This window comes from Massilia aurea, from assembly GCF_040790145.1.
Taxonomy (GTDB): Bacteria; Pseudomonadota; Gammaproteobacteria; order Burkholderiales; family Burkholderiaceae_D; genus Telluria; species Telluria aurea_C.
The window spans coordinates 24,784-36,531 of record NZ_JBFMMP010000008.1 but is presented as its reverse complement, the minus strand read 5'-3'; the positions used below and the strand labels follow the sequence as shown (position 1 = coordinate 36,531).

The following is an 11,748-nucleotide window of genomic DNA, read 5'->3' as shown; positions in this document are numbered from 1 at the left end:
AATGTCCGTAATGAACACTTCGACTATCAACAATCTGAACCTCACCGAGCTGGCGGCCCCGTTGGCGCCGGTGATTGCAGTGGTTATCCCGAGCTACCGCGTCACGCGCCACATCATCGGCGTGATTGCCGGCATCGGCCCCGAAGTGGCACGCGTCTACGTCGTGGACGACCGCTGCCCGGACGGCAGCGGCGATTTCGTCACGGCCAATTGCCACGACCCGCGCGTGACGGTGCTGAAACACAGCGAGAACCAGGGCGTCGGCGGCGCCGTCATGACCGGCTACCGCGCCGCGATCGCGGACGGCGCCAGCGTCATCGTCAAGCTCGATGGCGACGGCCAGATGGATGCCTCGCTGATCCCGATGTTCGTGGCCCCGATCCTGGCCGGCGAAGCCGACTACACCAAGGGCAACCGCTTCTTCGACCTCGAACGCATCGGCGCGATGCCGCCGGTGCGCCTGTTCGGCAACGCCATGCTGTCGTTCATGACCAAGCTCTCGTCGGGCTACTGGCAGCTGTTCGACCCGACCAACGGCTATACCGCGATCCACGCCGATGCGGCGCGCTACCTCCCGTTCGACAAGATCAGCAAGCGCTACTTCTTCGAGAGCGACATGCTGTTCCGCCTGAATACCCTGGGCGCGGTGGCGGTCGACGTGCCGATGGACGCCGTGTATGGCGACGAGGTCAGCAACCTGAAGGTCTCGCAGGTGATCACCGAGTTCGCGGCCAAGAACGTGCGCAACTTCTTCAAGCGCCTGTTCTACAACTACTACCTGCGCAACCTGTCGGTGGCCTCGCTCGAACTGCCGATCGGCGTGGCCTTGACCACGTTCGGTATCGTGTACGGCATGATCCACTGGATTGCCTCGGCCCAGAGCGAGGTCGAAACCCCGGCTGGCACCGTGATGCTGGCCGCCCTGCCGGTGATCATGGGCGTGCAGCTGATCCTGGCGTTCCTGAACTACGACATCGCATCGGTCCCGAGTCGTCCGCTGCACAAGAAAACGCTGTTCCGGCGTCGCAAACATGGTTGACCCGGCGCGCCTGCGCCAGTTCGTCACGTATGTCGCCGGCGGCGTGCTGTGCGCCGTCATCGACGTCGGCCTGATGCACCTGTTGATGACCCAGGGCGTGCACCCGGCGGGCGCGGCCAGCGCCGGCTTCGTGGCGGGCCTGCTGGTGAACTACGCGTTCCATAGCCAGGTGACCTTTGCGCAGGCGGCTACCAGGGCCAGCTTCGCGCGCTATATGTGCGTGGTGGGCCTGAATTACATCCTGACGCTGGGCTGCGTGGCGCTGGCGGTGGCGCTGTTCGACAACCCGCTGGCCGGCAAGATCGCCTCGCTGCCGCTGGTGGCGGTCAATGGCTACCTGCTTGGCCGCTTCTGGATTTTTCGCGCATCATGATCAGGCATACCGGCAACGACCGTACCGACTCGCCACGCGCCTGGCTGGCGCTCGTTACCGTGCTGGGCGCCGTGTTCGCCTGGCTGCTGGTGCGGAACCTGGGCCTGAATCCGGCCATCTTCGCCGACGAGCTGTATTACAGCCAGATGTCGCGCCTGCAGCCGCTGAGCGAGGCGTTCGTTCCGTCCTATCTGTATTTGTGGTTGTTCAGCGCCAGCAGCGCCTGCGGCACGGGCTTTCTCGATTGCGTCCGCGTCGGCAATGCGCTGCTGTTCGTCGGCGCCGGCCCATTCATCTACCTGGTGGCGCGCCAGGTCACGGCGCCGCTGGCGGCGCTCGCCATTACCCTGGTCAGCCTGCTCGCCCCGGTCAATCTGTACACGGCGTTCTTCATGCCGGAGGCCAGTTACTACTTCTGCTTTGCGGTATTGAGCTGGTTGCTGCTGACGCGCGCCACGTGGCCGCCCGTGCGGCTGGCGCTGGCCGGCGGCGGCGTGCTGGGCCTGATGGTCCTGGTAAAAGTGCATGCGCTGTTCCTGCTGCCCGCCCTGTGCCTGTTCATGGTCGGGTCCAGCTGGTTGCGCGCACCCGGCGCCCGCTCGCTGCGCGCCGGCCTGGTCGCCGCGATCGTGCTGGCGGCGGTCACCCTGGGCGTCAGGCTCGGCCTGGGTTTCGTGCTGGCCGGCGAGCCGGCGCTGGCCCTGGTCGGCAAGTTCTATGCGACGGCCGCGGCCTCGGGCACCGGCAGTTCGCCGCTGGACCTGCTGGCGCCGCTGTTCATCAACGGCCGCGCGCACCTGATGGTGCTGGCGCTGCTGATGCCGCTGCCGATGGCCGCCCTGCTGCTCGCGCTGTTCAGTCCCGCCATGCGCCAGGATGCCGGCGCACCCTTCACCCGGCTGGCCCTGTACGCGATCCTCACGCTGGGCGCGGCCGCCGGCATGACGGTGGCCTACACTGCCTCGATCGCCGGCGTCGGCCCGCAAGAGGTGCTGCGCCTGCACCTGCGCTATTACAGCTTCACGTTCCCGCTGCTGCTGGCCGTGGCGGCTGCCACCGCCCACCACCGCCGCGTGGCGCCGCGCCTGCGCGTGCTGGTCGCGCTGTCGATCGGCGCCGCCGTCTGCGCCGCGCTGGTGATGGTGCCGCGCTACGTGCTCAATACGGTCGATAGCCCCGAGCTGAATGCGTTCGACCTGCGCGCCTGGAGCGGCTGGGCGGTCGCCGCACTGGCACTGGTGACGCTGGCCCTGTGGGCGCGCGGCCAGCGGCTGGCCGCGCCGCTGTTCCTGTTCGTGAGCATGCCGCTCACGATCGTGCTTGGCGGCGTGCTGACGTCCACCTTCCTCAGTCAGATCGTCAACGACTGGCCATCCGACCGCGCCGGCAAGGCCGCGCGCGATCACGTGCCGCGCGCCGAACGTCACTTGATCACGGTGGCCGGCAGCGAAGTCACCGACATCATGCGCGCGCAATTCCACATCGACGAACGCGCCATCGGCATGCTCGAACTGGCGCCCGGCGCGCCGATCGAGCATTACCAGCTGCCGGCGCGCCAGTACTGGCTGCTGGTCATGGGCCAGCACGCGCTGCCAGAGGGCGTGACGCCGGTGCGGCAAGGGCCCGGTTATGCTTTGCTGAACCTCGATACCGGCATGCGCCTGCAGGCCCTGGCCAGGCTGACCGACGCCTACGGCGGCGCCAACCCGATCGTGCGCGCCGAAGGATTGTCGGTCTCGGAGCCGTGGGGCCGCTGGTCGACCGGCAAGCAGGTGGTACTGCATTTCGCCCGGCCGCTGCCGAAGCAGCTCGAGCTGATCATCAAGGCGCGCGCCTACGCCGCCAACACGACCCTGCCGTTCCTGCTGCGCGTGGGAACGGAATCGGCGCCGTTCCGCATCGCCGGCAGCATCCAGGAGGTGCACCTGCGCCTGGCTACCGATGGCGCCCAGCGCAGCGTGACGATCGAGGTACCGCGCCCGACCGCCCCGCGCACGCTGGGCGAATGGCCCGATGACCGCGCGCTGGGCATCGGCATCGCCGAAATCGGCATCGGCACCGGTCCGGCGCAACAAGTCGTACCGTAGCCTCTGCATTGCCTGAACCAAGTTTAATTAACCGGAACACCATGACCACTTCCACGTTCGACCGCCACCGTGGCATCTGGGCCGCCGCCTTCGGCCTGGCCCTGGCCGCCCTGACGGCTTACCTGTACACACGTAACCAGGGGCTCCAGCCCACCGTCTTCGCCGACGAGTGGTACTACAGCAAGATGTCGCGCCTGACGCCGCTGGCCGAGTCGCTGCTGCCCTCCTACCTCTACCTGTGGATCTTCGGGGCGACCAACAGCTGCGGCGCCGGCTACCTCGACTGCGCCCGCATCGGCAACCTGGCGTTCTTTATTGGCGCCGTGCCGTTCCTGTACCTGATCGCGCGCCAGTACATGGGCCGGGGCTACGCCGGCGCGGTGGCGCTGCTCTCGGTGGCGGCGCCGCTGAACGTGTACACCGCCTACTTCATGCCCGAGACGACGTATTACTTCGGCTTCTGCGTCCTGAGCTGGATCGTCCTGACCCGTACCACCTGGCCGCTGATGGTCCAGGCGCTGGCCGCCGGCACCGTGCTCGGTGCGATGAGCCTGGTGAAGGTGCATGCGCTGTTCCTGATTCCGGCGCTGTGCCTGTACCTGGTGTTTGCCAGCTGGAACAACGGCGGCGCCTGGCTGGTGCGCGGCGTGTTCGCCGCAGCGCTGGCGGGCGTGGTCACGATCGGCGTCAAGTTCGGACTCGGCTTCCTGCTCGCGGGCGATGCCGGCATGAGCCTGCTCGGCCCGTTCTACCAGGGCGCGGCCAACTCGGACAATTCTTCGGCGCGCCTGGCGCTGCTGGCGCCGGCCTTCATCAACGGCCGCGGCCACCTGATGGCGCTGGCCATGCTGCTTGGCCTGCCGCTGGCGATCCTGCTGCACGGCGTGCTCGGCGGCCTGCGCGAGCGTGGCACGGCGACCAATGCGCTGCGCGTCTACGTGCTGCTGATGCTGGGCGCGGCCGTGGGCATGACCGTCCTGTACACCGCCACGCTGGCGCATCCGGGCAGCAACGAAGGCGTGCGCCTGCACATGCGCTACTACAGCTTCGTCCTCCCGATGGTGTGGATCGTCGCCGGCGCCGGGCTGCACGAAGCGCGCGACCTGCATCCGCGCCTGCGCTGGGCGATCGCGGCCCTGATCGGCATCGTGGCGGCACTGGCCTGGTACAAGCTGCCGGGTTACGCGGCGCAAGTGGTGGACGGCCCGGACATCGCGACGTTCGATATGCGCCTGCTGCCGGGCTACATCATGCTGGCCTTGCAACTGGCCTTGCTGGCCCTGTGGGCCGCGCAGCGCTGGAACGCCGGCCGCCTGTTCCTGTTCACCGCGCTGCCTTTCTCGCTGCTGGTCGGGCAGGTCCGGATTGCCGAATTCACCCAGATGCACCGCCCTGCCGGCCATGGCGACCGCGCCGCCAGGGTGGTGCTCGAGAACGTGCCGCTGGCCGAACGCGGCCAGGTGATGGTCGTTGGTAACGAGATGACCCAGGTCATGCGGGTCCAGTTCCATATTGACCATCCGGACACGGTCGGCCTCGAGCTGCGCGACAATGCGCCGCTGGCCGAGTACCAGATGCCGGTCGAGAAAAAGTGGCTGATGGTGCTGGACCGGCGCGACATCGACGGCGCCGCGAAGGTGGTGCACCAGGGCCCCGACTTCGTGCTGCTGCGCCTGCCGGAACCGCCGCCATCGTTTGCCCGGGTCGCGCTGGCGCAAGCACTGGATCCGACCTTCGTGACGCGGGTCGAGGGCCTGTCGGCGATCGAACCGTGGGGCCGCTGGTCCGACGCCAAACAGGTCGTGTTCCATTTTGCGCAGCCGCTGCCGCGCAAGTTCGGCCTGGTAATCAATGCCCGCGCCTTTGAAGACAACGTCGGCCTGCCATTCACGATCCGGGCCGGCGACGCATCGAAAGAGTTCCGCCTGAGCTGGAGCATGCAGCCGATCAGCCTGCAATTCGAGACCGACGGCAGCGCGCGCACCCTCGTGATCGACGTGCCCAAGCCAACCTCGCCAGCCTCGCATGGCAATCCAACCGACACCCGCCTGCTCGGGATCGGTATTGGCGAGCTGAATTTCACCAAGGAAGAAGGCGTCGCAGGCACGCCTTGACGATCAGGGCGGCGCCGGGAGGCGCCTCCAGATCCGCCCGATCAGCGCGCCCGCGCCTTCTGTTCCTCGGCATACCTGGCGCCGATATACAAGTCGCCATCGTAGGTCAGGTGGTTCGTATCCCGGTACATCAGCTTGCCATCGACCTTCGCCTTGCAGTGCTGCTGGTCGCACAGGTACTTGCTCGGATCAAAGCTTTTCACTGTAGGGAATTCCTTCAATACCGATGCCACGATCTCGTTGTGCGCCTGCACTACCCGGTTGTAATCGGCGACATCCATGGTGCAGTCGCGATTGGTCGAACTGGCCACGCCGGGCCGTTTGATGCAGGCGCGCGGATCGAAGTCCAGGGTGGGCACGTCGTACAGGTACGTGACCTCCTTGCCTGCATCGAGCAGTTTTTTCAGGGTGCCGCGGAATTTCTCCACCATCATGCGCCCGCCACTGGTGTCCAGATTCAGTTTGAGCATCGTCGAAATCATGACCTTCTTGATGCTGTCCGTCGACAGCACCAGCTCGAACATTTTCGTCGTCGCGCCCTGGTAAAGTTCATGCGGCAGCGCCGGCACATCGAAGAACGGAATGCCGGTACCGAGGTAGATCAGGTTCTCGCCCTGCCCGCTGTAGTATTTTGTCAGTCCTGCAGAAACGTGGTAGCCATGGCTGTCGCCAAGCAGGGCAATCGTTGGCGCCTGATCGACCTTTGCCAGCAGGCAGTATTCATAGATCGTGTCGAAACCGTAGCGCTGCTTGCACGCGGCCGCATTGTCGCGGTCTTCGACCAGGTTCAGCGCCTTCTGGAAATTCGCGTTCTCGACGATGCTTGCGCGTGCCGGCAGACCGTCCTGCTTGTAGACCCAGCCACCGATGCCGCCCAGCGCAACCACCAGCAAGGTGAGCACGATCGCCACCGCGGGATGGCGCCCGCCACGGGTGCGGATCGGCTGCTCGAACAGCTTGTAGGTCAGCCAGGCCAGCAGCACGGCGCTGGCGACCGCCGCGATCCGGATCTCGCGCGCTGGCACACCCGACTCGACGATCTGCGCAAACGACAGTAGCGGCCAATGCCACAGGTACAGCGGATAGCTGATCAGGCCGATCCAGACGAGCAGGCGATTCGACAGGATCACCCGGTTGATCCAGGCCGTCGGCCCGGCAGCGAGCAGGCTCGCCGCGCCGAGGGTTGGCAGCAGCGCCCACCAGCCCGGGAAGCCCTTGTCGCCGCGCACAAAGATGCACGCCAGGACGATGAAGACCAGACCGAGAAAAGCGAGCAGATTGCGGCCGGCCGCACTGTTCGAATCGAACATCGGCCGGGTATCGATGCCGACGCCATCGCTGGCGGGACGACGCACGCTGCCGAAACAGATCGATACTTTTTGCATCGACAGGCAGGCCAGCAAGGCGCCGATGAGCAGTTCCCAGGCGCGGCTGGCAATCGAGTAGAAGGTCGCGCTCGGGAACGTCTTGATACCGCCGACGTTGACCAGCAGCGACGCGACCAGCAGCGTGACGGTCAGCCAGAACACGCTGGCGCGGAACCTGAAGGCCAGCGCCAGCAGGATCGGCCAGAAAATATAGAACTGCTCTTCGATGCCCAGCGACCAGAGGTGCAGCAGCGGCTTGGTTTCAGCAGCAGTATCGAAGTAACCGACCTCGAACCAGAGAAACACATTCGACAGGAACGACGCGCCGCCGACCATGTGCTTGCCGAGCATTTTCAGTTCGTCGGGGAACAGCGCCAGCCAACCGAAGGCCAGTGTCGCCGCCATCACGACGATCAGGGCGGGGAAGATGCGCCGGGCGCGCCGCGCATAGAAGTTGCCGTAGCTGAACGCGTTTTGCGCGAACTCGGCCATCAGAATTTTTGAGATCAGGAAGCCGGACAGGACAAAGAAGATATCCACGCCGATGAAGCCGCCGGGGATCAGCGCGGGGAACGCATGGAACAACACGACAATGGCCACGGCAATGCCACGCATGCCATCGATGTCTGCCCGGTACGGTAAATGTTGGGCAGCGAGCACTGCCTGACGTTCAGAATGCAAGAGAATCCCCAAGTGTGGGTCACGGCGCCGCCGCGAGCCAGCTAAGTAGCTTAAAGGCAAAATTATCGCATGCGGACATGCCACGCCGGCAACAATTGGTGGTGATTGCTTCTAAAAGTACTGGTTTGCAACACGCAAAAAAAAGCCGGCATGGAATCCCATGCCGGCTTTTTTTATAGATGATCGCCGCTTACTTCGGCCCGCCGCCCAGCAGGAACGCCAGCTTCTGCTTGCCCGGCTTGGCCGGCGCGCTCAAACCGTCGCTCACGTCCTTGCGCGGGCTGATGGCTGGCTCGTACGGCTTGAGGAACCATGGATCGACGCGCTCGCGGCGTGAACCCGGGCCCGGCCCGGTGCGCGGCGTGCGTGGCGCACCGCGGCCGGCGTCGGCATCCCGATTCGGGCCGCGACCCGGACCACGTTCCGCATCGCGCGGCGCGGCCGCATCGCGGCTGCCGTCGCGCACGAATTCGCGGCTGGCGTCGCGCGGTGGACGGCTGGCGTCGCGGCCGAATTCGCGGCCGCCAGCGACATCACGCCCACGGCTGACCGGCGCCACAAACCCATCGAGCGTGCCGCGCGTAATCGTCTGCTTGATCAGCTTTTCGATGTCAGCCAGCAAGCGCTCGTCTTTCTCCGAATACACCGACAGCGCGTCGCCCGAGGCGCCGGCGCGGCCGGTGCGGCCGATCCGGTGCACATAGTCTTCGGCGTTGTACGGCAGATCGTAGTTGATCACGGCCGGCAGGTCGGTGATGTCGAGGCCGCGCGCGGCAACGTCGGTCGCCACCAGCACTTCGACGCCGCCATCCTTGAACGCGTCCAGGGCCGCCATCCGCTCTTGCTGGGTCTTGTCGCCATGGATTGCCGAGGCCTTGATGCCGCGCTTTTCCAGGTGCGTCGACAGGCGCGAGGCGCCGATCTTGGTGTTCGAGAAGATGATCACCTGTTTCAGGTTGCGCGAGCGGATCAGGTGCTCGACGACATCGCTCTTCTGGCCTTCGTCGACCTTGTAGACGATCTGCGTGACCTTGTCGGCGGTGGCATTGCTGCGGGCGACTTCGATGGTCAGCGGATTGTTCAGGAAGGTATTGGCCAGCTTCTTGATCTCGGGCGAGAACGTGGCCGAGAACATCAGGTTCTGGCGCTGCTTTGGCAGCAGGTTGATGATGCGCTGCAGGTCGGGCAGGAAGCCCATGTCGAGCATGCGGTCGGCTTCGTCCATCACCAGCATCTGCACCTGGCCGAGGCTGACGTTCTTCTGCTCGATATGGTCGAGCAGGCGGCCCGGCGTGGCAATGACGATCTCGACGCCGCGGCGCAGCAGCTCGGTCTGCGGCTTCATGTCCATGCCGCCGAAGACGACGGTGGCGCGCAGCGGCGTGTGCTTGGCGTAGGCCTTGACGTTCTCGGCCACCTGCACCGCCAGTTCGCGGGTCGGCACCAGGATCAGCGCGCGCACCGGATGGCGCGCCGGCGACATGCTGGCGTTGGCGTGCTGCATCAACAGCTGGATGATCGGCAGCGAGAAGCCTGCCGTCTTGCCGGTGCCGGTCTGGGCGGCGCCCATCACGTCGCGGCCCTGCAGCACGACCGGAATCGCCTCGGCCTGGATCGGCGTCGGGTGGACATAGCCCTGGTCCGTCAGCGCGCGCAGGATTTCCGGCGCCAGGCCGAAATCGGCAAAGCGCACGACCGGGACGGCGTCGGCGGCGACCAGCACATCCACGCCTGGCGTGACAACGACTTCGGTATTGTTCGGGGTATCAGACATAGTTTTTTCGGGCATTCATTTGTTCAGCTCTACGATCGGGCATGTTTTACCCATCGCGATCGGCAGCACGCAGCGGGGGATGACAACGGAAACCGGCCGCACGCGCAAGGCGGCGGGACCGGATGATTGGCCTGCAAGCGGGCCGGAGAAAGCGGACGTAGAGACACTTTTAGCGGGTGACAAGATACCCGAAATCGGCACCCATGTATATGCCCGCCACTTTTTTAAGCAGTTTATCAGAAGAAATACTGCGGGGCCCGCAGGTTGCGGCGCCAGCCTGCTCACCGGGCCCAGCCGCGTCGCTGGGCGGCGCGTTCGGCGGCCGGATCGAGCGCGCTGCCGGCGATGCGCGCCTCGATCGCGGCGCGCACGGCCGGCGGCGGGATACTGCCGTCGAGCCAGGCGGCGCCGGCCGTGCCCTGGGACAGGATCGGAATCGTCCAGCGTCCGCGGCGCAGGCAGGCAAGGCCCGCCGTGGTGTCGACCACGAAGCTGCGGCAATAGCCGCCATCCTTGGCCACGAAGGTGACGCCGATGCGCACGCCGCTGTCGGACGGGCCCGGCGTGGCCAGTTGATCGTCGAGGGCCGCCACCAGCGCGCCGCGCGCGACCAGCACGCCGTTGTCATGGTCGAGCATGGCCAGGCCGGGGCCCTGCCCCAGGTGATGCCAGCCGATCGCGCCCAGTGCGGCGCTGCCGAGCAGCGCCGCCGCCAGCGTGACCCAGTGCAGGCCACCGAAGCGGCCCGGTTCGGGCTGCGGCAACGGCAGCGGGCGCCCCGGGCGCAGGCTGTTCAGGTGCACGACCTTGGCGCCGTACGGCACCGCGCGCTGCGCGCTGGCGCCGCCATCGTGGCCATTGGCCGAGACGCCGACGCTGCGCCCATGCCGGCTGCGCAACTCGGCGCGGTGCTGGGCCACGCGCGCCGCCAGGATCGGATCGGCCCGCGTCGCCCGCTCGACCGCCGCACGCGCCGGTTCGGCGAGGTCGCCGTTGATGTACGCAATGAGCAGGTCGTCCGAGAATGTCATGCTGGCTGGGCCTTGATGAGCGGCTAGGAAGTGATCAACCCATGTTCGTCGAGGACATCGTGCAGCAATTCGAGCCGGATCACGGGGTTATCCAGCATCAGCATATTGTGCTTTTGCTGGTTGGGCAATGGCAATAGCTCACACCAGCGATTGGCGACCCAGCCGCAGTCGTCGAGCCGGAACGGCGGCTGCACCGGCCAGCGGTGCTGCGGCACCTCGTGCAGCGAATTGAGCACCCGGTCGAGCGCATCGGACGCGCCCTGCAGCTCGGACGGAATGCGCACCGTTTGGTCTTCTTCGGCCAGTTCGGCCTCGGCCATCCACAGGCCGTTGACGCGCTGCTCGGCAGTGACGACATTGAAGCGCGCCCCACCGCGGCACAGTACTTGCAGCAGGCCCGGGGTTTCAGTGGTGGTTTCGGTGACCGATGCGATGGTGCCGGCCGCCACGAAGCGCTCTTGCTCGGCATCGGGCGTGCGCACCTCGTGCCCGCTGGTGAGCAGCACGACGCCGAACGGCGTGCCGTCGAGGATGCAGCGGCTGATCATGTCGAGATAGCGCACCTCGAACACCTGCAGCGGCAACACCCCGTCTGGAAACAGCACCGTACTGAGTGGAAACAGTGGCATGGAAATCGTCGACATGGGCTCATGATGACAGAATCGTCGCCAACACGGGACACGATTGCGGGGCCACGCAGCGGCCGGAATCGGCTTGTTCAGCGGGCGCTTCAGTCGTTTGGCGAACGCAGCGGCAGGTAGCGCACCGACTGGCGCAGGCTGTCCAGGCGCCAGGCCAGGCGCGTCCAGCCAGGCCCGGGCGCGGCCACCACGCGCACCCGCACGGTCTTGCCAAGCACCGGCGGGCAGGCATACTCGAACACCCCTTCTTCGCCGAACGGCAGGCGCACCTCGCGCCCGGGCGCGACCTTGAGCGGGCCGAACACGATCGGCACCCGGTCGTTGTTGCGTAAAAGCAGCACATCCTGCACGCCCCGCGTCAGGCGGATTTCACCCGGCACGGCCATGCCACCCACCGTCACGCCGGGCGGGAACGCCAGCAGCAGTTGATGGCTGCCGCCCTTGACCGGGGCCAGCATGCTCCACACCAAAAGCAAGCCAATCGCAGCGGCCAGTACGGTCAACGGCCAGTGGCGGCGCCAGATTTGCCTCATGCAGCACCAGCGTACTTACGAGCAAGGAAATTCGGGCTAGAATATTTCATCAAATAATTGAACAAGCAACGCGATCGATTGATGTGATTCATTAATAAATTAGCAAAG

9 protein-coding genes are annotated in these 11,748 nt (G+C 66.0%); 4 read left to right on the top strand and 5 right to left on the bottom strand.

Annotated elements, in window-relative coordinates; translation table 11 throughout:
* The first annotated feature begins 10 nt into the window (after positions 1-10).
* From AB2N08_RS13360 to AB2N08_RS13345, 4 genes are read left to right on the top strand one after another with little or no spacing between them, the layout of a single operon-like run.
* Positions 11-1,039 carry a glycosyltransferase family 2 protein gene (locus AB2N08_RS13360; protein ID WP_370662417.1) on the top strand — a complete coding sequence of 343 codons (1,029 nt, stop codon included), beginning with the start codon at positions 11-13 and terminating at the stop codon, positions 1,037-1,039.
* The gene (locus AB2N08_RS13355) at positions 1,032-1,412 is read left to right on the top strand and encodes a GtrA family protein (protein ID WP_367611139.1); all 381 of its coding nucleotides are present in this window, start codon (positions 1,032-1,034) and stop codon (positions 1,410-1,412) included. Before AB2N08_RS13360 ends, AB2N08_RS13355 begins: the two co-directional genes overlap by 8 nt.
* Positions 1,409-3,499: an ArnT family glycosyltransferase gene (locus AB2N08_RS13350; RefSeq protein WP_367611138.1), complete on the top strand. Its 2,091-nt coding sequence runs from the start codon at positions 1,409-1,411 to the stop codon at positions 3,497-3,499. Before AB2N08_RS13355 ends, AB2N08_RS13350 begins: the two co-directional genes overlap by 4 nt.
* Positions 3,500-3,540: 41 nt before the next feature.
* Entirely contained in the window at positions 3,541-5,613 is a 2,073-nt protein-coding gene (locus AB2N08_RS13345) for a DUF7024 domain-containing protein (RefSeq protein ID WP_367611137.1), read from the top strand.
* Positions 5,614-5,654: 41 nt separating this feature from the next.
* Here AB2N08_RS13345 and AB2N08_RS13340 read toward each other — a convergent pair whose 3' ends face one another.
* The 5 genes from AB2N08_RS13340 to AB2N08_RS13320 all read right to left on the bottom strand — a co-directional run bounded on the left by AB2N08_RS13340 (position 5,655) and on the right by AB2N08_RS13320 (position 11,640).
* A complete protein-coding gene (locus AB2N08_RS13340) occupies positions 5,655-7,640 on the bottom strand; it encodes an acyltransferase family protein (RefSeq protein ID WP_367611237.1) in 1,986 nt (661 codons plus the stop codon).
* A 211-nt stretch (positions 7,641-7,851) separates the two neighbouring features.
* Positions 7,852-9,435, bottom strand: a complete 1,584-nt coding sequence (locus tag AB2N08_RS13335) for a DEAD/DEAH box helicase (protein WP_367611136.1) — start codon at positions 9,433-9,435, stop codon at positions 7,852-7,854.
* Positions 9,436-9,716: 281 nt separating this feature from the next.
* Positions 9,717-10,466 (bottom strand): hypothetical protein, encoded by a 750-nt coding sequence (locus AB2N08_RS13330; RefSeq protein ID WP_367611135.1) that lies wholly within the window; start codon positions 10,464-10,466, stop codon positions 9,717-9,719.
* A 23-nt stretch (positions 10,467-10,489) separates the two neighbouring features.
* The gene (locus AB2N08_RS13325) at positions 10,490-11,095 is read right to left on the bottom strand and encodes an LON peptidase substrate-binding domain-containing protein (RefSeq protein ID WP_367611134.1); all 606 of its coding nucleotides are present in this window, start codon (positions 11,093-11,095) and stop codon (positions 10,490-10,492) included.
* A gap of 101 nt (positions 11,096-11,196) precedes the next feature.
* The gene (locus tag AB2N08_RS13320) at positions 11,197-11,640 is read right to left on the bottom strand and encodes a hypothetical protein (protein ID WP_367611133.1); all 444 of its coding nucleotides are present in this window, start codon (positions 11,638-11,640) and stop codon (positions 11,197-11,199) included.
* Between the last annotated feature and the right edge of the window lie 108 nt (positions 11,641-11,748).